The sequence below is a fragment of the Cohnella rhizoplanae genome, assembly GCF_948329515.1.
Taxonomy (GTDB): domain Bacteria; phylum Bacillota; class Bacilli; order Paenibacillales; family Paenibacillaceae; genus Cohnella; species Cohnella rhizoplanae.
Map to the genome: position 1 here is coordinate 112446 of NZ_CAOJCN010000005.1, position 22375 is coordinate 134820.

Below are 22375 nucleotides of genomic sequence, written 5' to 3' on the forward strand. Positions count from 1 at the left end.
TCCCGAGTGTCTTACTTATTCTTATACCATTCGTTCATGGCGTCGATCGCTTCCTGCCCGCCCTTGGCGTTGAAGTCCTTTACGTAGTCGTCGAATTCGGACAGGCTGCGTTTGCCCATAATGAACTTCATGGAATTCTCCTCCATGTAGTTGCGCAGCTCCGTGAACTTGGCGTCGTACGCTTCGACGGATGGAGCGTAGTTCGTTTCTTCGCGCAGCTTCTTGTATTGTAGCAACGGCTCGTAGTAAGGCAGCAGTCCCTTGGCCTTCAGCCTCGCCGCGAACCCGGCGTCGGTATCGCCGAGCGGGTAGATCGAACGCCACGGAATATTAGCGCTTTGCTCAGGCGTTTGAGTGATGACGCCGTCCTTCTTCGTGTAGTCGGTGCCTTCGATGCCGTAGTTGACGAGTTCGTCGGTCTCCGGCGTGTACAGGAAGTTCAGATATTGCGCGGCGCCGAGCTTATTTTTCGCCTGCTTCGGGATGATGATGTAGGTCGTGGAAATCGAGCTGTCCTGCAGGCCCGACTCTCCGTTCTTGCCGACCGGCGGCGCGATGAAGCCGACGGTGCCGCCTTCCTTCTTGTCCTTCAAAGCATTATCGATCTCGGGCACGCTCCCCCAGTACATCGGGGTAAAGACCGCCGTGCCGTTAATGAGCGTGTCCTGCGTGCCCTTCTTGATCGCGAACTCCTGGTCGAGCAGGCCCTCGTCATACCATTTTTTCATCGTCTCCAGAAACTCTTTGTATTCAGGCTGCACCCATGAGAACACCAGCTTGCCATCCTTGATCTTCGTCGGCGTGGCGACGCCGAAGGCCGCGGCGAAAGGCGTGAAGCCGTCGAAGAAGTAGCCCGGATTGGACGTCGCGATCGACAGCGGCGCGATGTTTTTCTTCTCCTTGATCGTCTTCATCGTCTCGTAAAACTCGTCGAGCGTCCCCGGCTCCTGGAGGCCAAGCTCCTTCAGGACGTCCGTTCGCGCCAGCAGGCCGTTGCCGACCTTCTGAGCCTGCCGATAGGGAATCGCGTAGATCTTGCCGTCGAACTTGACGGCATCCAGCGCTTCCTGGCCGGCCATGTTGGAGACGTTGGGCATCTCCTTGGCGATCAGGTCGTCCAGCGGTTCGAGCGCGCCCTGCTTGGCCAGCTTGAAGTAGTCGGATTTTCCGGCGATCGTCATAATATCGGGCACGTCGCCGGAAGCGAAGATGATCGAGATTTTCTGGGACGGATTCTCGAGCGGGAGCGCTTCGTATTGGATGTTGAAGCCGGATTCCTCCCGCAGCTTATCGATCAGCCGGTTGCTGTTGATCGTGTCGGAGCCCTTGAAGGTCTCCATCGCCCCGTGATAAAGGCGGGTGATTTTCAAGTCCTTGAGCGCCTTCGCTTGCTCCGTGCTTTTGACGCCTCCCTTGTCGCTCGCCGTTGCGGCAGAAGAAGACTGACCTTCGGTCTTGTCCGCGGCTTTGTTGCCGCCATCGTTCCCGCCGCATCCTGCCGCGAGCAGCATAAACACCATGACGCCGATGCCGACGGCCGTTCTTTTCGTCCTTCTCTTTGTCTTTGCCATGCTTGCGCGAGCCTCCCGTTAAATGGAATGTCTACACTTGCGACTGCTATATGCAGGCCGGGAAAGGGAGCTTCTCTACCCTTTCACCGCGCCGAGCATAATTCCTTTGACGAAGTAACGCTGGATGAACGGATACACGCACAGGATCGGCAGGACAACGCAGATGATCGCCGCTGCCCGCATCGACTCCGGCGTCACGCCGCTCAGCACGTCGTTGACGACCATGTCGGCCGGCTTATCGTTCGATACCAGCTGCAGCAGGAACACTTGCAGCGGCATAAGACTCCTGTCCGTGAGGTACATCATCGCTTGGAAGAAGCTGTTCCAATAGCCGACGGCGTAAAACATCGAGATCGTCGCGATGGCCGGCATGGACAGCGGCACGTAGATTTGGGCCAGAATCCGCAGGCTGGAGGCGCCGTCCATGCGCGCCGATTCCTCCATCGCTTCCGGCAGCCCGCTGAAAAAGTTGCGGATGAGGATCAGGTTGAACGGCGCCAGCGCACCCGGCAGAATGACCGACCACAGGCTGTTCAGCAGGCCGACGTCCTTCACGATCAGGTAGGTCGGAATGAGGCCGCCGCTGAAAAACATCGTGATGACGAAGATTAGCATCATCAACCGTCTGTACGGCAAACCGTTTCTGGAGAGCGGATACGCCGCAAGTAGCGTGACCGCCATGCTGATCAACGTGCCGACGACTGTGATGAACAGCGAATTGCCGAACGAAACGTAAAACTGCTTGTACGAGAGCACGAAGTCGTACGAGGAGAAGTTCAGCCCCTTCGGCCACAACCACACATCCTTCGCCACGACGTGGGACTGATCGCTTAGCGACTTCGCCGCGATGTGAATGAACGGCAGGAGCATGGATACCGAGATCAACGATAAAAACGCTGCGTTCAGGAGCTGAAAAACCGAATCGCTCCGGACGGCTTTGATACCCGGCTTTTGCGTTTGCACAGTCAGTACACCCCCTCTTCGCCCATTCGTCTCGCCAGCGTGTTGGCCAGCACCAGCAGGATGCAGCCGATGATCGACTTGAACAGCCCCGCCGCCGCCGTCAGGCTGAATTGCATGGTGCCGAGTCCGACGCGGAATACGTACGTGTCGATAATGTCGGATACGTCGTAGACGGTCGGATTGTACATGACCAGCACCTGCTCGAAGCCGGCGTCCAGTATGTTGCCGATCCGAAGCAGCAGGATAACGATAATCGTCGCGCGAAGCCCCGGCACCGAGATATGCCAGATCTGCCGCCAGCGGTTCGCCCCGTCCACGGTAGCGGCCTGATAGAGCTCGTCGTTGATCCCGATAAGCGCGGCCAGGAAGATGATCGCGCCCCAGCCCGCTTCCTTCCAGATGTCCGACGCGATCAGGATCCAGCGGAACCAGCCCTCCTCGGTGAGGAAAAAGATCGGCTTGAAGCCCAGCAGCTCAATGGCTTTGTTGACCATCCCGCTGCTCGGGGACAGCAGGTCGATCGCGATGCCGCCGATGATGACCCACGAGATGAAGTGGGGCAAATAGGTCATCGTCTGGATCGTCCGCTTCAGCCGGATATATTTCATCTCATTAAGCAGCAGCGCCAGAATAATCGGCACCGGGAAGCCGAACGCCAGCTTCATCAGGCTGATCGCCACCGTGTTCCGCACCACCTGGGGAAACTCGTCGAACAGGAACAGCTCGCGGAAAAACCGGAATCCGACCCACTCGCTGTCCAGCATCCCTTGCATCGGGTTGTAATCCTTGAACGCGATAATGACGCCGTACATCGGCAAATATTTGAAAATCACGATCAACGCGATCGCGGGCAGCGCCATCAAGTACAAATCCCAGTGCTTGCGAATCGCCCTCAGCGGACCGCCCGTCGCCGCCAAGTCGGGACGCGGCAGCCCCGTATTCGTTTTCGCCATGTTCGTCTCCTTCTTCAGCCGTTTGGGTCCCTGCATCAACTATAGCGCGGGCCCGATCGCGGCAGTAGACGAATGGTTTTACTTTAAACGCAACATATTTGCGGTTCTTCGTAAAAAACGGCATCCGACCGGGTTCGTCGAATGCCGCTGCCTTTGAATCCGGCCGCCTTTGATTGCCGCTCACTTAGCATTTCGCTGCCTATGTCCTCAGGCTTGCATGTCGCTCGGCTTGACGCCCCAATACTTCTGGAAGCTCTTGGAGAAGTAGTTGACGTGCTTGTAGCCGACTTGCTCCGCCGCCTCGTACACCTTCGCGCCTCCCGCGAGCAGCGCCTTCGCCTTCTCCATCCGCAGGCGGAGCACGCTCTCCGAGAAGGAGCTGCCCGTCACTTCCTTGATGATCCGGCTCGCGTACGAGTAATTGATATACAGCTTGGCAGCGACGGTATAAAGGCTGAGTTCTTCCTCGCCCAGATGCGCCTCGACGTAGGCCATGATCTCTCCCACGGTGACGTGCGTGCCGGATCGGCGACGCTCCGCGACGGAGCGGCCGATGCGCGCCATCATCCGCTCCAGCCAGGTCATCAATTGCTCCTTCGTCAGCAACTGGTTGAAGTTCATGAAATCCTCGTAGTCGGCGCCAAGCGTCTCCCGCAAGCCCCAGCCGTGCGCATGGACGATCCGCGTGAGCAGCGCCGTGATCCGCAGCAGCATCTCCTTGGCGTCCGCGAGCTGGCGGCCCGGCGAAAAGCCTCTCTCCATGAGCGCCGCGATCAGCTCCGCCCGCTTGCTCTCGCTGCCGGTATCGATCGCGATCTCGATCTCCTTTTCCACGTCGTTCATGTTGAGCCAGGACGCGTCGGGCGGGACGTCGTGCCGGTAGCGAATGACCGTCTCGTGGCCCAGTACAATCCGCTCCTGCAGCGCCATTCGGCACTGCTTGTACGCGACCGGCAGCAGCGCGGGATCGGTCACCTCGGCGCCGATGCCCGCGCTTGCCGTCAGCTTCAGGCAGTCCTTCACCGTGCCCAGCAGCCTCCCGAGCTGCTGATCCGCCAGCAGTCTTAGCGCCTCTCCGCCGGCCGCGGACGACGCGACAAAAATGACCGCCGTCATGCCGTCGTCGTCCTGCAGCGCGATAGCCTCGAGCGCCGTATCCTCGGCATCCTTCTCCGCCAGCACGTCCTTCGCGATATTAAATAACGCAAACTGCAGCAGCGCGCGCTCGTCCGACGGGAACCTGGCGTCGTTGCCCGCGGTCGGGTCCATGTCCACCACGGCGGACAGCAGCGTTTTTCCTTGCAGTGAAAAGCCGATTTCTTCGCTGCGTTTCGCAAGCTCCCATCCGGAGTAGCGACCGTTCAGCCAGTTTTTGTAGAACAGCTCCTTCAGGCGAGGCAGATGCTCCTTCCACCGGCGTTCGAGCTGCGACAGGTTGTGGTGGTCGTACAGCTCCTGCTCGCGCAGCCGCTTGGCCTTAAGCACGGTGTCGAGGATCAGCTCGTTCTCCGCCGGCTTCACCAAATATTTGAACACGCCCTGGTCGATGCTCTCGCGGGCGTATTCGAACTGGTCGTAGCCCGTCAAAATAATGACCTTCGCATGCGCATGGTCGCGCTTCAGCAGCTTGGCCAGCTCCAGCCCGCCAACGTCCGGCATGTGAATGTCCGTAACGACGATATCGATATGCGCCTCGCGCATTGCGGCGATCGCTTCCCTGCCGTTCTCCACCGCGCCGGCCACCTCGATGCCGTGCGCCTCCCAAGGGATGCCGAGCGCGATCCGTTCGCGGACGCGGTATTCGTCTTCGACGATCAGTAATTTCATGCGCGCTCCTCCGTCCGCATCGGAATGATCAACGTTATCTTTGTACCGACGTATTCCTCGCTCTCCACGAGCAGATCAGCCGCCTCGCCGTAATAAAGCTTGAGCCGGGACTTCACGTTCTTAAGCCCAAAAAAGCGGCTTGACGGACTGTCCTGCGGCAGCCGGTACAGCTTGCTCGTGATCGTGCCCAGCTCTCGGCGAATCTCCTCCAGCCTGGCTGGCGGCATGCCCGCGCCGGTATCCTCCACCTCGACGATCAGTCCGCGCCCGTCCGTACTGGACCGGATACGCAGCTCGCCGTCCATCGCATCCTTCTCGATACCGTGGATAATCGCGTTCTCGACGATCGGCTGCAGCAGCAGCTTTAGCACCGGCATTTCCTTCGTGTCTTCCGCCAGCTCGATGTCCGCGGTGAAATGCGCCGTGCGCATCTGCTGGACGCGAATGTAGTACATCAGATGCTCCGCCGTCTCCGCGAGCGTGAAGTCCTGCCTGCCCTTGCCGAGGCTGACCCTGAAAAATTTGGCCAGGTTCATCACCATGTCGCTGATCTCCCGCATGCCGTGCTTGACGGCGACGGAATAGATCGAATCGAGCGTGTTGTACAAAAAGTGCGGGTTGATCTGGGACTGCAGCAGATTGAACTCCGACTTGGCGATGCGCAGCTCCTTCTCGTAATTCTCCTCGATCATGACGCGCTGAGCGGCCGCCATCTGGTTGAATCCGTCCATGACATGGCCCAGTTCGTCGCGGCGGGCATGCTTGATCTGATGCGTCAGATTGCCGTTTTTGACCAGCTTGAACGCGCCGGACAGCTGATAAAGCGGCCGTAAAATCTGGATATAGACGAACCAGGCGATCCACATGGCGAGCAGGATGCTGAGCACGATCGTCAAGTAGGTGAACAGCTGCAGCCGGTGCGACTGTTTGAAAATCTCCGCCTTCGGCTGCTCTAGCTGAATGGACCACGCGCCGCCCGACTCGCGGATCGTGAACAGATCCTGTCCGCGGACGCGCTCCGCCTCGGCGTTCGTCTTGAGAATCCGCTTGTCTCCGTAGAACAGCGAGATATTCATGTCCGCGGACGTCTGCAAATGCTGGATGATGTCCTGCAGCGCTGTCTTGCGGACGGCGAAGATCAGCACGTTGGGCTCGGGCGATTCGCTCAGCACGTCGAGCAGCCTTATGTAGTAGAGGCTGTCGTCCTTGAGGTAGCGATTGGTCCCTTCGCCGGTCCCGGTTCCCGGGACGTACATCAACAGCGCACCGACGCCGTGCACCGCCTGCTGAAACCAGGCTTCCTCCTTGACGCGCGGCCAGCGGATGCCGCCGAGCGTCGTCGAGACGCCGTTGCCGCTCTCGCCGTGCAGGATATAGGCTTCCTTGATCGAGCCGTTGATGTTGGTCAGGGAATTCAACTGCTGCTGCACGGTGTGGACGTCGTACAGATTGTCCGAGGTGAACGGATCCCGCTTGTCCCGCCAGATGTTGACGATGCTGGGGTTGGAGCTGATAAGCAGCGTCTGCTGATCCATGTTGCTCGCCATCTGGTCCATGTAGGCAAGAGTCGTCTGCAGAGCGCCTTTCGTTCGCTCGCGAATCTGCTCGTTCATGATTCGCTGCGAGTAATTGTTCGCGAACAGACTGACGACCACGAGCGGGATCAGAATCAGGATAAAGGTGAGCGATAGCTTGAACTGCAGTCCCTGCGTCCGTCTCAATCCGTCTCCTCCGTCCCGGCATCGGGATCGTCTCCGCCGCGCCTCGCCTTGCGCCAATGGCCGGGCGGCATGCCGTAAAATTTGCTGAATGCGTGAGTAAACGCATAGGCGTCCGAGTAGCCGAGCATGGCTGCGATCTCCACGATCGCGTAGCCTGCGTCCAGCAGGTCGGCCGCCTTGTCCATGCGCAGCCTTTGCAAATAGTGTATGGGGGAGATGCCCATCCGCTCCGTGAACAGCTTGGAGAAATAGGCGCGGTGAAGGGACAGGTAGTCCGCCACGTCGTGAACGGAGATTTTCTCCGCATAGTGGGTATCCATGTAGGCGACGCTGCGGGCGATCCAGCTATCGATGCCCTGGCGCGTCCGCTCCGCCTCGCCTTGCGGTACAAGCAGCGCGAACACCTGGTATAGAACGGCGCAAAGCTCGAGATGGCGCTTCAAATCGTATCTTCGGGGTTGAAAAAGCAGCCGCAACGCGGACTCGAGCTCCTTGCCCAGCACGCCCGTCAGGAAGGGTTTGTGCCGGGCGAGTCCCGCGCGCTCGAACAGTCCGGGGACATGCGGGCCGTCCATGGAGATCCATGTCATCTGCAGCTCATGGTGGCCCGGCGCCAGGCTGTAGCGGTACGTATCTCCGGGAAACATGCCGAAGCAATCGCCCTTGGACAGCACGACCAGCTCTCCGCCGTGATCGAACTCGACCTTGCCTTCCGTGATAAAGTGCACATTGTAGTATTCCAGGATCTTCAGGCCCGTCCGATAAGTCGGCTTGGCCACGTTTCGGCCGATGCGAAGCGGCCAGATGCCCCCTTTGCAGGCCAAGGCGTCGGGGATGAACAGCTGCGATTCGAACCACTCGATGGCGGTCTCCTGCATGACACATCCCCTTTCCGCATAATCCCCCCTATTATAGCAAGCGCTTTCCAAACGGTGTCAATCGGCCTTCAGCATAAAAAACCTCATCGCCCGGAGAGGTTTCTTATGCTTCCATGCCGCTATCGATCATGCCGCATCGTTCATGCAGCTATAGATGAATCATCACGTAATCTTCTTCGACCGATACGCCGAACTTTTCCACGGTCACCTCGTAAGACTTGGTCCGCACTTTCCCGTCGACGACCATGCAGCCCGTCTTGATGTCGAACTCCCACTGATGCCACGGGCAGCGCACGATCTCGCCTTCCCGCTCGAAGCGAAAATCGTCCGGGCCAGAGGATACGACGGCCGCGGTTACGAGCCCCTTGCAGAGCTCCGCTCCCTGATGAGGGCAAACGTTGCGCAGCGCGTGAAAGGCGCCCTGAATATTGTAGACGCCGATGCTGCGCCCCTCCACCTCCACGATCTTGCGCGCGCCGGGCGGGATCTCCGATACGCGCGCGGCGCGGAATCGCTTGTCTGAAGAACCTGCCGGCCGTCTCGGTTCGACCGAAGCCGTTCGCGGATCGGACCGCTGCTGTCCCGTCGCGCTCATCCTTCCGCCTCCTTCTCTCGCGGCGGCAGGCCGTACAGTTCGGCGGCGGTGTCGTAGTAGACCCGGTCCGCCAGGGCGTCGGCCAGCTTGGGCAGCGCCTGTTTGGGCGAATCGTAGTCCCAGTGCGGATAATCGCTGCAGTACATCAGCGTTTCGTCGGCATGGACGCTGTCCAGCAGGGCGTCGAACAAGGCGCGGCTCGGCGGCTCGTCGATCGGCTGCGTCGTGACGCGGACATGCTCGCGGAAGTATTCGCTCGGCCGCTTGCGGACCCACGGCGTCTGCACGCGCAGCCCCTTCCACTCCTGGTCCATCTTCCACAGCAAGGGCGCGAGCCAGAGGACGCCGGCTTCCTGCAGCACGACCCGCAGCGTCGGGAAGCGCTCGAACGTGCCTTCGAAAATAAAGCTGGCCAGATGCGCCGCCATCGTCGACGGCCGCGCGCAGCGCGTCTCGATGTAGTTCGTCACGTACCCGGCGCCCGTCGGCGGGCTGTTGATGCCCTCGCCCTCCAGGCCGACGTGGATCGTAAACGGCAGGTTGTGCCGCACGCACGCTTCGTAGATCGGATCGTAATACCGGTTCCCGTAGGGCAGCGTCGCGCCGTTGCAGACGATGACCTGCACCATGTCGGCTCTGCCGCCGACGCGGTCGATCTCCTTCGCGGCGAGCCGCGGCTCCTGCTTCGGGATCATGACCGAGCCCCGCAGCCGGCTGTCCCGCGACAGCCAATGCTCGATCGTATAGTCGTTGATCGCGCTGCAGGTCGCAGCCGCGTAGTCGTAGTTAATCGTCGCCTGAATGCCGTAGCCTTCCCCGGTCAGAATGCCGTATGCGACGTTGTAGCGGTCGAGATGCTGCCGCTGCATGAGCGCCAGATCGCTGCCGGCGCGGCCGCCGTCCTCCGGATAGGCGTCGGCCATCCGTCCGCCGACCCCGCCGTTAAAATGCATGCCGCCCGGATACGCGGGTCCGTACGCCTCGACCAGCTCCCGGTAATGCCGCGGCAAATACGGCTTGATCTCTTCCATTCCCGAAATCTGGTGAATGTCGCAGTCGATGATCGGTCGTTTGGCTTTGCTCTTCTTGTCCGCCGGCGCCGGCGTCTCGGCTTGCGAAGTCTGCATGCAAGGTGCACCTCCAAGGTTTCAATGGAACCGCCGGTCGGCGCTTCGAGAGCCGTCCGGCGATTCGATTGCTTGACCTTCATGTTAAAGCGCAGGTCCTCGATCGCCAATGCTGCCTTGTCTGTCGTTTTTGCGATTTTGTAAGGTTGCCGTCCTTAAGGTTCTAACGGTTCACACCTGCTTCACGACGACGTCGTCGAAATACGCCTGGGCGAAATGGGTATACACGCCGATTTTCCCGCTTGCGAGGGAAGCATCCGTCGCGTTGATCTTGAGCGTTCCATTGACGTAGGCCTTGATCGCGGTCCCGTTCACCTCGAGCTTGAACAGATGCTGCGTGCCCGTGCTCAGCGTCAGCGAGGCGGAAGCGACGATGCTCTCCGTGCCGCCTACGACTTTGCGGAGCGTCAACTGCCCCAGATTGTTGTCGTAGTAGACGTAATAGTAATTGTCTTTGTCCGCGAACCGCGCTACAAGTCCGATTCTGCCGTAGATGCTCTGCCACTGGTCGGCTTTGATCTTGGCCTCCACGCTGTAATTCGTCCAGGCCGCTTCGCCGGCCGTAGACTTGGAGCCGCCTTTGTCGAAGTTGTCGGCCAGATAAACGTACGAGCCCCCGTTCGCGACGACGCTAAAGTTGCCCCAGGAGCTGGCGACCGTCCAGCCGGCCGCCGTGCCGCTCTCGAACTGCTCCTTGAACAGCAGATCGCTCGTCGTGACGGCCGTCGGGCCGCTTCCCGCAGAAATGTTGCCCGACGGATCGAACGCCTTCACGACATAGTGATACGTCGTCAGTCCGGTGACGCTCTTATCGGCGTAATGCGTGACGTTGCCGTTAAGCGAAGCGATCTCCGCGCCATCGCGATAGATTTTGTAGCCGGACACGCCGACGTTGTCCGTGGATTTGGTCCACGACAGCGCCACTTTGGCTGCCGTGTCGGATACGGCTGCGACGCCCGAGGGCGCCGTCGGCGCGGTCAGATCCGTGCCGGTGACCGGATCGTACACGAGCTCGAACGCATAGCCTTTGTCGGTTTCGAGCGGCACCGAGATCGTCGTGCCGGTCACCGTGACGGGCACCTCCGCCAGCCGCACGCCGTTCTGCGCGAGCTTGTAGGCTTTGTACGCCGACGGCGTACGCGTCGTATCGAGCTTGAACTCGCCCAGGCCATACTTCACGAGCGTCGGCAGCGTGCCCTGGTGATACGTCGTGAGGCCGCCGGACGTCTCCTCGTATTCCCCGGTCCCGGCGGCGTCGGTCGTATAGCTGAGCAGGATCCGGCCGCTCTCGTCCAGCGGCTCGTCGTCCAGCGACAGCGCGGACACCGTGCCGTGCGCCAGATCGCCCTTCAGCGTGACGGCGCCGAGCTCGAAGCTGCTGTCGTCCAACGTCCCGACGGCCGCCGCCGCGTACGGCGTGTTGATCAGGTACGTATTCGTGTTCAGGTCGAACACGAGCTCGCCCGTATCCGAGACCAGCAGGTCGTCGTCCAGGGCGTCCTGCATGGACGCTTTGAGTCCGGCGTCGTCGAGCGCGTCGATGAACGTCTCCGCAACCTCCTTCATCGTCATCGCGTTCGTGACCGCAATCTCGTTGGCGCTCGGGATATCCCCCGCCGCGATCTCCGCCGGCGTCAGGTCGGGCGTGATCTTATAGATCGTATAAGGCGCGGCCGGATGGTCCGCATATACCGTCACCGTCTTGAACAAATGCGGAATCATCATGCGGTTGCGTTCCTGATCCTGGTTTTCGGTCGCCGAGCCGTGCGTCGTCACCCAATTTTTATCCCGGACGATGACGAACTTCGGTTCGCTCTCCGCGACGTGTCCCCTGCGGAACAGAAGCGCGCTCTGATACTCGGACATCGTCGCCAGCGTATCCGTGACGGAGTCGAAGGAGATGGCGCCGCCGAGCGGCGCCTCGTTGACCGCCTCGTTCACCCGGCTGCTGAAGTCGAAGCGGTTCATCATATCCCAGCCGTTGAAAGCCCCGGTCGCGGACGAGATCAAGCCGAGCTCGTCTCGCCCGTCGGTCGGGAACTCCTGGTTGAACTCCGTGAGCGCGAAGGGCTTCCGGTAGAGCTGGCCGAGCGCAAGGGCGGGAATGTAATTTTTGATAATGGACGAACCGTACTGCGGAGCGTAGCTCGACGCCGTCGCAGGATCGAACACGGTGCTGTAGCGCGGATGCGTGAGCGGGTTGTAACTAAAGACGCCTCTGCCGTTAACCAGTCCGTTGTACAGATGCGTCTCCTGAACGTCCGCCTGCGTCCGCCAGTAGTTGGCCAGCGAATCGTTAATATAGTTGATGCCGCCGATCGGCGCGCGGACGCCTACAACGTTCTTCAAATACGACTTCATGTCGCCGTTGGCCGCGAACTGCTTCTCGGTAAAGTACGCGGTCATGAGGTCCCGGACGCCGGACGGCGCCCCCCAAAAGCTCGTCGGAAACGTCGACACCGTCGGCAGCCCTTTGCCGGTCAGGTAGGCATTGAAGTCCGTCTTGATCCAGTTATTGAAGTTGGCGTCGGAGAAGCTGGCGTTGTAGAGCAGCGATTCGTTGACCGGAGAAAGTCCCATCAGTTGAGGATCGTCCTTCAGCGCAAGGCCGGTATAGGGATTCACGTGCGACAAAAGCTGATTGGCGAACGACTTCCAGATGGCGATTCCGTCCGGCATCAGCGTCGCCAAATACTTGGATGCGGTCGCGCCGTATATGTTCAGGCTCGAGACGCCCGAGAAATCGGCATACGCCAAAATGTCCATGTCGATATAAATGCCGCGCGCCTTGAGCAACGCGTTGAAGTACTCGAAATTATCGAGCTTGGCCGCGTTCAGCGTCACCGTCGTGGACGTGGGTTTCGCCATCAAGCCTTTAGCCCAGTCATAGTTCTGGTCCACGGAGGAATACCGTACGACGTTGTAGCCCATGGCGGCGAGCCGGTCTGCGATGACGACCATCTCCGCGTGGGTCGGATCGGTGCCGTAGCTGCCGTTCAGGTTGCCGCCGTAGAACTTCACCTTTTTCGCCGGTTCTTCCTCGAACACGTAATCGCCGTCCGCGTCGATTTGAACGAAGCCCTTGTCCCCCGCCGGCGCGTCGTTCAGGAACGATAGATCCAGGGCGCTGCCTGACGCCACGGCCATCGTCGTATCGATCGCCCGCCAGGTGCTGTCGGCCACGATCGGGTCCGCGCTTGCCACCTCAGCCTTGCCGGCGACGGACGCGACGGGTATAAGCAGGGCAAGCGACAAGGCGACGGCCGTCGGTTTGGTCATTCTTTTCATCATTTCAAGCCTCCTCAGTGAATGGAATTCGCATGTTGAAGGCGCTTACAAATTTGAAGTCGCCTTCCGGCTGCTTGCGCTTCATCTCCTTTCCCGCCATTTCAGCAATATCATAGAATTAGACGGTCCGACCGACAATGTTCGCCCGTCAGCTGTTTTTGCGAGTTCGTCAGCTTCGGCGGGCCGCACCGAAACACGGCTAATAGGTTAAATAAAAACCCGCGCCTTGCGCGAGTTTTTAAAAGTCTATTCGATTGCGGATACCTGCCTGCTTCTGCTTGCTCCATACAGTTTACAGCTCCACCGTCATGCCGCCGTCGGCCACCAGCGTGGCGCCCGTCATGAACGAGTTGTCGGGACTGGCCGCGAACATGACGACGGACGCGATCTCCTCGGGCTGTCCGACGCGGCCGATCGGCTGCGACTCGTCCCACTGCTTCATGATCTCGTCCCGCGGCGTATCGAGGTTCTTGACGCTGCTCTCGAGCATCGGCGTCCGCACCGCGCCGGGCAGCACCGTATTGGCGCGAATGTTCTGCTTCGCGAAGTCGAGGGCGATCGCCCGCGTGAGACCCGCGATGCCCGCCTTCGAGGCCGCGTAGGCCGAGTAGCCGTCCAGCGTCGCGAGGGCGTGGACGGAGCTTACGTTCACGATCACGCCGCCCCCCTGCTCCAGCATGACAGGGACGACGCCCCGGCAGAACAGGAAGACGGAGGTCAGATTATTCGTGATGACGCCGTTCCATTGGTCCAGACTCATGTCGGTCAGCCGAACCTGCGGGCACATCGCGGCGTTGTTCACCATGACGTCGATCCGGCCGAAAGTCTCCCGCGTATCCCGAATGACCCGGATCACGTCCGCTTCGGACGAGACGTCGGCGGCCATCGCGACCGCGCGCCCGCCCCCCGCGGCGATCTCGTCGGCGACGTCCTGAACCTTCGCCAGCGTACGGCCGACCGCGACGACCGAAGCGCCGGCGCCCGCGAACCGCATCGCGACCGCCCGGCCGATGCCGCCTCCGCCTCCGGTTACGATCACGACCTTGTTTTCCCAGCTCATCGACGCACCTCGCCGTTCATCGGATTCGCTCGGACACGAACGTATTGCGCAGCGTGCCGATGCCTTCGACCGTCGCCTCGACGACGTCTCCGGGCTTCAGCCACACCTGCGGCTTCTTCCCCATGCCGACGCCCGGAGGCGTCCCCGTGCTGATGATGTCGCCAGGCTGCAGCGTCATCGTGTTCGACAGAAACGAGATGAGATACGGGATATCAAAAATGAGTTCCTTCGTATTTGAAGCCTGCATCGTCTCTCCGTTCAGCTTGAGCGAGATGTCCAGACTTCCCGGATGCGCGATCTCGTCGGCGGTCACGATCCACGGTCCCGTCGGCGCGAAGCCGTCTATGGCCTTGCCCCGCGTCCATTGAGGCTCGTTTAATTGGATGTCTCGCGCGCTCACGTCGTTGAGCACCGTGAAGCCGAACACATAATCCATAGCGGATTCCAGCGGTACGCGCTTTGCTGTCTTGCCGATGACGACGGCCAGCTCCACCTCGTAGTCGCACTGCGTCACTTCGGCCGGGATCGCCACTTCATCGTCGTGTCCGGCCAGGCAGTTGTTGTATTTAGGGAACAGGACAGGCACCTTCGGCACCTGCATGTTGGATTCGATGACGTGATCGTGATAGTTCAGGCCGATGCAGATGATTTTCTCCGGGTCGGTGAGCGGCGACAGCAGCTTCACATCCGCAAGACGGTAAGCAGTCCCTTTCTTCAAGGCTTGAACGTCTCCTGCGCGGATAACGTCCCGCATCGTCCCCGCCGCGTTCAGGGCGACGATCCCGTCTTCTCCCTTGAGCACGCCTACCTGAATTCTGCGCGTTTCATCCTGCCTTTCGTAAAACTGCACGAGCTTCATCTAAGCTGCGCCTCCTATTCGATCGTTAGAAAGATTTTCGCAATTTTGCCCGGTCCGCCGATCAGCTTGTCGAAGGCGGCGCCGCCTTCGCTCAAGGGCACCGTCTCCGTCCATGGCAGCAGGTTGATCCTCCCCTGACCGATCCACTGCAGCGCCGTCTCGAAGTCGTCGCGCGAATAGGCGAACGCTCCCTTGGTCCCGACCTCTCCCCGGATCATGTCGTTGACCGGCAGTCTGCTGTCCGCCTCGTGCAGTCCAGTGAAGACAACCGTGCCTCCAGGGCGCGCGGCCGCCACGCTGCGCTGCCGCGTCGCCTCCGCGCCGACGGCGTCGATGACGGCGTCGAAGCCTTCGCCGATCCCGCCGGGCAGATCGTCCGGACTCGATACGGCAATGCCGCCGAGCTCTCTGGCGATCTCGAGCCTGGATTCGTTCAGGTCCACGACGACCGTGTCGCGGATGCCGTACGCGGCGGCGGCCTGAAGCGCGAACAGTCCGATCGGACCCGCGCCGTAGATGAGCAGACGATCCGTCGGCGCGAGCGCCAGCAGGCGGCAGACGTGAATCGCGCAAGCGAACGGCTCGGCCAGCGCGCCCTCGGCGAACGATACATGGTCGTCCAGCCGATATACATTCCGCGCCGGGACGGCGACATATTCCGCGAACGCGCCGGGCAGGTGCGCCCCGAGCAGCCGGCGGGCGCCGCAGAGCTGCGATGCCCCGCCCTGGCAGTACCGGCAATGCCCGCAGGTCACCAAGGGATTCGCCGTCACGCGATCGCCCGCCCGGAAGCCGCTCTCCTGCTCGCCGACCTGAGCGCCGACCTGCTCGATGACGCCCGAGAACTCGTGCCCCATGACCAACGGCGGCTTGCGCAGCGAATTGTGCCCGAGATAGCCGCTCAGCTCGGAGCCGCAGATTCCCGCGTGCGTCACCCGGACCAGAACCTCGTCCGGCTTCGGTTCTGGCGCGGGAAGATCGCGGATATTCATCGCGCGCGGCCCTTCGTACACCAATGCCTTCATGTTCGACCGCTCCTCTCCTATTCGACCCGTTCCCGCTTCTCCCAGCCTTGCTTAAACAACGGCAGCCAATGGCCCGGGTGGTACGGATACTTGGCCGCCTCCTCCAGGTTGAACTCGACGCCGAGGCCCGGCCGTTCGGGCGGCTGGAGATAACCGTTCTCGACCTTGAACGGCGGAGAGAAGATATCCTGCGCCCACGAATGGTTGAAGTCGTCGAAGATCTCGTGCAGGAAAAAGTTCGGCGTCGCCATGTTGAGGTGCGAGCAGACGATCGAGCAGATCGGGCCCTGGGCGCTGTGCGGCGCGGTCACGCCGTTGTGCGCGTGAACCATCCCGCAGATCTGCTTGGACGCGCTCAGGCCGAGGAACTGAGGCTCGAGCTGGATGATATGGACCGCGTCATGCTTCAGCAGCTCCGCGAATTGCTCGCGGTTGTAGTAGTCCTCGCCGCAGGCGATCGGCACCGGACTGCGCTTCGCCACTTCGACCATCGACGATACGCGGTACGGAGGGACCGGCGCTTCGAACCAGGTCGGGCTGTACGGCGCCATCGCTTCCGCGAATTGCAGGGCGGTGTGCACGCTGAACCGGTTGTGGCCCTCGATCAGAATGTCCACGTCCGGTCCGACCGCTTGACGGACGGCGGCGATGTTCCGGATTGCGTTTGCAAAATCGGCCCGCTCGACGGTACGCCAGGCCGCGCCGAACGGATCGAACTTCAGCGCCGTATAGCCCCTTTCGACGACTTCCTTCGCCTGTTTGTAGAAGCTCTCTTCGTCGTTGCCGCCGCGGTACCAGCCGTTCGCGTAGCAGCGCAGCTTGTCGTGGCACCTGCCCCCGAGCAGCTTGTAGAGCGGCTGGCCGGTCGCCTTGCCCATAATGTCCCAGCAGGCGGTCTCGATCGCGGCGAGCGCGGAGCCCTGCACCTGGCCGCCGTCCGAGTAGACGTCGCGGATCATTTTGAGCGAGATCGTCTCCACGTCGAACGGATCCATGCCGATCGCGAGGTGCTTCAGTTCATGAATCGCCGCCTCGACCGTCTTGGCCAGCCCGTTCAGCGTTCCTTCCCCCAGGCCCGTCAGTCCTTCATCCGTGTCCACCTGGACGAACAGCCAATTTTTCCAAGGGTTCCCCACGATATAAGTGCGCACGTCCGTAATCTTCATGCCGCCTAACCTCCGTCTGAAAAGGATGAGTTAAACGTAGCACGGGGAAATTAGATGCTCAAGATGTCTCACTTGTATACATCAGAGCATGATTTGCTTTACGAATTCGATGTGGTTCCGGATCAGGCGTTCGCTCCGCTCGGAATCGTCGCCCGCCAGCGCGTCCCGAATCTGCCTGTGTTCCTCCAGGCTGCCCCACAGCCGGCTTTTGTTTTTGTAAAACGTCGTGCGCACGGCCATCAGAAACTTGTCCTGAATGCGGGACATCGCGTCCGCGTATTCCTCGTTGGCCAACCCGGCGATGATCTCCTCGTGGAACTGGCGGTCCAGCTCGACGTAGCCGACGATATCCTCGCGCTCCGCGGCCTCCGACTGCCTCGACAGATTCGCGTCGATCCGCTCGAAGAAAGCCCGATCCATTTTCCCCGTCAGACGCGTGACCGCGAATGTCTCCAGCGACAGCCGCAATTCATAGATATCCATGATCTTCTTGAGGGAAATTTCCTGCACGACGAAGCCCTGGTTCGGCGTGAGCCTCACCAGTCCCATCATCTCCAGCCGGTCCAGCGCCGAACGGATCGGCGTCTTGCTCATCCGCAGCAGCTCGCTGAGCCGCCGCTCCGACAGAAACGCTCCCCCGCCCCATTCGCCCTTTACGATCCGCTCTTTAATCTGCCTAAAGGCCTCGTCCCTCAACGTCGTTCCGCCCGTGGCTGTCGTAAGCAATCTTCCTTTCCGACGGTTCTTGTTCTATGATGATCGTACGCGATTCATCGAATCCCGCGAGAGAGAGGGACCGAACGAATGGGCAATCCATCCTTGCGCCAGCAGGCTTACGCGCGCATACTGGCCATGATCGAGAACGGGGAATGCCCCAAGGGCTCGGTCACCTCCGAGGTCCAGCTCGGCCGCATGCTCGACATGAGCCGTACGCCGGTCCGGGCCGCGCTGCAGCAGCTCGAGCTCGAGGGATACGTGCGGATCGCCTCCAAGCATGGCGTGCTCATCTTGGATTCCTCGTCCCAGCGCGTGAGCGATCTGCTGGAGCTGATCGCCTCCATGGCGCTATTCGCCGTCAGCGCCGCGATTCCTGCCAGACAGGAGCTGCTGCTCGCGTGGTCGCGCGGCATGTCGGAAGCGTACCGCGCCTTGATCGGCGCCGATCCCGAAGACGTCGGCGCCTTGGCCGCGTTCGAATACGAGCTGCTGAGCCGGCTGATCATGCTCTGCAACAACAGCGAAATGACCAAAGCCTATCAAACGGCGGCTTCCCGCTTGTTCTGGCAGCAGAACGTCGGACGGTGGAAGGCGCCCTATGCGGCCCGAACCCGCGAGCAGGTCGCGGAGCTGATCGAAGCCGCCGCCAGGGGGCCCGAGTCGTTCCGGGAGGCGCTGTTCGACTATTTGCATACGCTCAAGCTGACTTGGCTATAGTGCTTGCGGCGCTTGCTGTAGTGCTTGCGGTGCTTGCATACCGCTATCTGCCCAGCACACTGGCTTCCGCGTAGCGGATAGCGAAAAAAACTTCCGCTATACGCCCGCACACTGGTTTTCACACACCCATAGCGGAAAAAATGTCCGCTATTCGCCCGCAGACTGGCCTCCGCACGCCCATAGTGGAAAAAATGTCCGCTATTCACCCGCATACTGGTTTTCACACACCCATAGCGGAAAAAATGTTCGCTATCCGCCCGCACACTGGTTTTCACACATCCATAGCGGAAAAAATCTCCGCTATTCGTCCGCATACTGGCCTCAGCGCACAAATAGCGGAAAAAATGTCCGCTATTCGCCCGCACACTAGCTTTCGCACACCCATAGCGGAAAAAATGTCCGCTGTTCGCCCGCATACTGACCTCAGCGCACAAATAACGGAAAAAATGTCCGCTATTCACCCGCATACTGGCTTCCGCACGCCCATAGCGGAAAAAACTTCCGCTATTCGCCCGAACACTGGCTTCCGCACACCTGTCCGCTACCCCTGATCGCGCGTCGAAGAACCGCACGGATAACCGTGCGGTTCTTCATACCTTAAGGCAGCGCCTCGAGCTTAGGAACTCCCCAGAACGCCCAATCGAAGCCGTAATCGCCGAGCGAGTCGGTGATCAGCGTGATAACGATGGTCTGACCCGCATAAGCGGAGAGAGAGGCGCTGAAGGGCAACCATGCCCCGCCCGGCACCAAGTCGTCGGACCATTTCTCGCTGCCGTTCACGGCCACGCGGAAGCCGACGCCCTGCGAATCTTCCGCGCCGTCCTTGATGCCCGCGAACCCGGTCAGCTTCGCGCCGCCGGACGGCAGCGTCACGACGTATTCGATATGCGTCTGCCCGCGCTGCGGCGGATGCGCGTCGAGCCCCTGCTTCGTCACGCCCAGCACGGCGCCGCTCCCGACCTTGCCGCCGAACGGATCCTGCGGCGGCGCCGTCGTCCCGTCCTCGAACTGCAGGCTCGAATCGAACGGCTGCGCGGACAGGGACAGCGGAAGCTGCACCGTGCCGCCCGAGCTATAGATCAGATAGATCTGATCGGTCGCGGGCGCCGTGATCTTGTAGCGGTTCGCGCCGAGCGAAGCATAGGTAGCGAGTCCGGACGCCGAAGCGACCGATGCGATCTGCCGCGGGCTGACGAGCGTCAGCTCCACGCTGCGCGCCGCCCCAGCCTGCGCCAGCGCGACATGCGGCGATACCCAGACGGCGGAGTCGTTGTCGACCGTCGTGCCGGGATGCGTCTCCATGCGGATCGTAACTTCCTTCCCCTTCAGCGATGACAGGTTCACCGCTACCGGCGCCGGCGTGGCACTGTCGCTGAATTGCTCCGCGGACAGCACGGGCCGCGTGGCGGCTGGCGCCGCCTTTTCCCAGGCATAGACCTTAAACGTCACGCCGTCGCTGCTGGCCACATTGACTTCGGAGCCAAGCTGAACGCCGGTCTCGAAGGTCGGCGTACGATCCGCCGGCAGCGTCACGTCGAACTCCAGCCACGTATGCCCGCCCTGCCACGTCCCGGAATACGGCGGATGGGCGAGGATGCGGTCGCCCCAGTGCTGCACGGTTCCGCCCTGCGCGAACGAATACGAGAAGCCGTTCGTCGAGGAAAACGCCGTGGCCGTCTGATGCACGGTACCGTCGGCGAGCTTCTCGCCGGCACGAATCGGGCCGGCATAGTTCATGAAGTCGACGGCCCCCGGCTGCTGCAAATCCTGCAGGGAGAGCACGGTATGATTCGTATGGACGGCCACCGACTTCATCGCAATGTCGGCGGGCATCCCGTCAATATGGAAGGCAGCCGGATCGCGCGGTTCGTCATTATATAGATACGTCTTGTCGGGGTTCAGGCCGAACAGCTTGGCGCTGTCATACAGATACCACCCCGGTATCCGTCCAGGCAGCGTCACGCTGTCCGAACCGTACAGATAACGCACCACCTCGACATTGCCGCCGGACCCGCCGGCGCCGTATGCGGTCAGCGTCTCGCCGTGCGCATCCCGCTCGTATTTGGCCGACTTCCCGCTCGCCGTCTTGAAGGCGAACAGCGAATCTTCGTCCCACTGGCTGAAGTCGACCTGCGGCTTGTTGTCCTGGTACCAGCGCGCCTCCGCGAACAGCTGCTCCATGAGCGGCGACGGGTTCGCGACCTGCGCGTAGTTCGGCCGGGTCAGCATCGGAATGGCGCCGAGCCGATTCTGGACGACCTTGTGCCAGGCGATGAAATAGTCCTCGGTCAGCGGATTCGCATGGTCTGGGTGTCCGTAGATGGTCGTATAAGGAGCGAAGATGGCCGAGCTCGCCGGCACGACCTGGTCGATCTTGCTGTCGTCCCAAGTGCCGGTCTGCGCGAAAATGCCGTACGCATGCCTCTGCGCGAACGCTTCGTATCGGGTCGTGATCTCGTTCAGACTCTCGCCCCCGAGCGCTACATTCGCAGGTAGCTGCTCCCGCAGCTCGCGGTGCAGCGCGATATTGCCCTGCATCATGTTACGTCCGTCGATGAGCCCGTTGGCGTCGTTGTACATGAGCAGCGATTGGTCGAGATGGATGCCGTCCGGATGGAGCGACTGGGCGAGCGCGACCATCTTGCCGACGAACAGCGTCCGCCAAGCCTGCGAAGCCGGATTGATCTGCGCGAACTTGATATGACTCGAGCCCGCGGTATATTCGGAGAACACGGGCTGCAGCGAGAAGGGATCCTTGACCTGATACGGCTGCATCGCCGCAAAGGCCGGATTGTTGGGGTCGACGCCGAAAATGTTGACGTACAGCATGACCTTGAAGCCGAGTGCCTGCGCCGCCTGGATCTTGGCCGCGATATCGGCCTTCGGCGTATAGTCCGGGAAGTCGACGTCGTACGGATCCTGGCGCCAGCCGGGCACGACGAGCAGCGTCTGCGACGGCTCTACCTCCTGCGCCAGCGCGTTCAGCGTCTGCGCGTCCTCGAGGTCCGTCAGTACGGTAAACTGAACGTCCTTGGCCCATGCGGGCTGCAGCTTCGACAGCTTGGACAGGTCGAACTTTTTGTCCGCCCACGTCCGGTACATCGTCGCGCCGTTCACCCATTCGCCAGTGTAGGCCTTCAGCCGCCAGCCGGTGGATGCGGCCTTGGTCACCTGGGCGAACGGCGCCGGCGCGTACGTCTCCACGCCGACGTAGAAGTTGCCGTTCTCGTGCTTTACGTGCAGCGACTTGAAGAACCTGGCGTCGTCGTCGCCGTGGACGAGCATGCCGCCGCCGCTGCCCTGGATGATAAACATCTGCGCTTCCCAGATGTTCGGATAATCGAACTGCTGGAAGCCGTACGCCGCGTCCGGCGATTCGGCCGTCAGGCGGATGCCGCCCAGTACCGGGATGATCAGATCGTTCGTATCGGGCACTACCAGTCCCCACTGCACCCCCGATATGCCTCCCGTCTGCGTATCGGCGTTCTGGCTGATCGTAAGCGTGCCGTCGTACTTGGTCGCCACGGTCGTCTCAAGCTCCGCCAGGCTCTGGCCGCTGCCCCATGTCTGTCCGTAGGTCGTATGCCCTTTCTTGACGGTCGAGGCGGATACCGCCGTGTCGTTCCACAATCCGTTGCCGCCGCCCAGCGTCCGGTGCCGGATGCCGGTCAGCGCAGTGCCGCTCCCCTTGGCCAGCGTTACTGTGCCGTAGGTGAAGTTCAGCGCGCCCGTCGAGGCGTTCAAGGTCACGGCGGGACCGTCGGCCGAAGCCGGCCCGCCTCCCGCGAACGTTCCTCCCCAGATTAGGGTGGCGGCAAGCCCCGTCATCATCGTCTTTTTCCATTTCCCGCGCCAACTACCGTTCGCGTTCATCGTCGCATCCCCTTCCGATCGTTGCTTTCCGAATC

The 22375-nt window shown here is 61.2% G+C and carries 16 protein-coding genes; 1 reads left to right on the forward strand and 15 read right to left on the reverse strand.

Annotated features, from left to right (window positions below):
* Positions 1 to 11: 11 nt before the first annotated feature.
* The 14 genes from PQG80_RS10615 to PQG80_RS10680 all read right to left on the reverse strand — a co-directional run bounded on the left by PQG80_RS10615 (position 12) and on the right by PQG80_RS10680 (position 17759).
* Complete coding sequence (locus PQG80_RS10615; protein WP_271751285.1) at positions 12 to 1571, reverse strand: extracellular solute-binding protein; 1560 nt, start codon at positions 1569 to 1571, stop codon at positions 12 to 14.
* Between the two features lie 75 nt (positions 1572 to 1646).
* Complete coding sequence (locus tag PQG80_RS10620; RefSeq protein WP_271751286.1) at positions 1647 to 2534, reverse strand: carbohydrate ABC transporter permease; 888 nt, start codon at positions 2532 to 2534, stop codon at positions 1647 to 1649.
* Positions 2535 to 2536: 2 nt separating this feature from the next.
* Positions 2537 to 3487 (reverse strand): ABC transporter permease, encoded by a 951-nt coding sequence (locus PQG80_RS10625; protein ID WP_271751287.1) that lies wholly within the window; start codon positions 3485 to 3487, stop codon positions 2537 to 2539.
* 207 nt (positions 3488 to 3694) lie between these two features.
* Positions 3695 to 5314, reverse strand: a complete 1620-nt coding sequence (locus PQG80_RS10630) for a response regulator (RefSeq protein WP_271751288.1) — start codon at positions 5312 to 5314, stop codon at positions 3695 to 3697.
* Positions 5311 to 7035: a cache domain-containing sensor histidine kinase gene (locus PQG80_RS10635; RefSeq protein ID WP_271751289.1), complete on the reverse strand. Its 1725-nt coding sequence runs from the start codon at positions 7033 to 7035 to the stop codon at positions 5311 to 5313. Before PQG80_RS10635 ends, PQG80_RS10630 begins: the two co-directional genes overlap by 4 nt.
* Positions 7032 to 7913, reverse strand: a complete 882-nt coding sequence (locus PQG80_RS10640; protein ID WP_271751290.1) for a helix-turn-helix domain-containing protein — start codon at positions 7911 to 7913, stop codon at positions 7032 to 7034. Before PQG80_RS10640 ends, PQG80_RS10635 begins: the two co-directional genes overlap by 4 nt.
* 148 nt (positions 7914 to 8061) lie before the next feature.
* A complete protein-coding gene (locus tag PQG80_RS10645) occupies positions 8062 to 8508 on the reverse strand; it encodes a Rieske (2Fe-2S) protein (protein ID WP_271751291.1) in 447 nt (148 codons plus the stop codon).
* Positions 8505 to 9635, reverse strand: a complete 1131-nt coding sequence (locus tag PQG80_RS10650) for an amidohydrolase family protein (protein ID WP_271751292.1) — start codon at positions 9633 to 9635, stop codon at positions 8505 to 8507. The genes PQG80_RS10645 and PQG80_RS10650 overlap by 4 nt, the downstream gene beginning before the upstream one ends.
* A 171-nt stretch (positions 9636 to 9806) precedes the next feature.
* Positions 9807 to 12926 carry a fibronectin type III domain-containing protein gene (locus tag PQG80_RS10655; protein ID WP_271751293.1) on the reverse strand — a complete coding sequence of 1040 codons (3120 nt, stop codon included), beginning with the start codon at positions 12924 to 12926 and terminating at the stop codon, positions 9807 to 9809.
* A gap of 289 nt (positions 12927 to 13215) precedes the next feature.
* A complete protein-coding gene (locus PQG80_RS10660; protein WP_271751294.1) occupies positions 13216 to 13983 on the reverse strand; it encodes an SDR family NAD(P)-dependent oxidoreductase in 768 nt (255 codons plus the stop codon).
* A 16-nt stretch (positions 13984 to 13999) separates the two neighbouring features.
* On the reverse strand, positions 14000 to 14842 hold the full coding sequence (locus tag PQG80_RS10665) for a fumarylacetoacetate hydrolase family protein (protein ID WP_271751295.1): 843 nt from the start codon (positions 14840 to 14842) through the stop codon (positions 14000 to 14002).
* 14 nt (positions 14843 to 14856) lie between these two features.
* Positions 14857 to 15867 (reverse strand): zinc-dependent alcohol dehydrogenase, encoded by a 1011-nt coding sequence (locus tag PQG80_RS10670; protein WP_271751296.1) that lies wholly within the window; start codon positions 15865 to 15867, stop codon positions 14857 to 14859.
* 17 nt (positions 15868 to 15884) lie between these two features.
* Positions 15885 to 17033, reverse strand: coding sequence for a mandelate racemase/muconate lactonizing enzyme family protein (locus PQG80_RS10675; RefSeq protein ID WP_271751297.1), 1149 nt, complete (start codon positions 17031 to 17033; stop codon positions 15885 to 15887).
* A gap of 81 nt (positions 17034 to 17114) precedes the next feature.
* Entirely contained in the window at positions 17115 to 17759 is a 645-nt protein-coding gene (locus PQG80_RS10680; protein ID WP_271751298.1) for a GntR family transcriptional regulator, read from the reverse strand.
* A 78-nt stretch (positions 17760 to 17837) separates the two neighbouring features.
* Between PQG80_RS10680 and PQG80_RS10685 the strand changes: the two genes are divergently transcribed.
* Entirely contained in the window at positions 17838 to 18467 is a 630-nt protein-coding gene (locus tag PQG80_RS10685; protein ID WP_271751299.1) for a GntR family transcriptional regulator, read from the forward strand.
* 597 nt (positions 18468 to 19064) lie between these two features.
* Here PQG80_RS10685 and PQG80_RS10690 read toward each other — a convergent pair.
* Entirely contained in the window at positions 19065 to 22340 is a 3276-nt protein-coding gene (locus PQG80_RS10690; RefSeq protein ID WP_271751300.1) for a DUF6259 domain-containing protein, read from the reverse strand.
* Between the last annotated feature and the right edge of the window lie 35 nt (positions 22341 to 22375).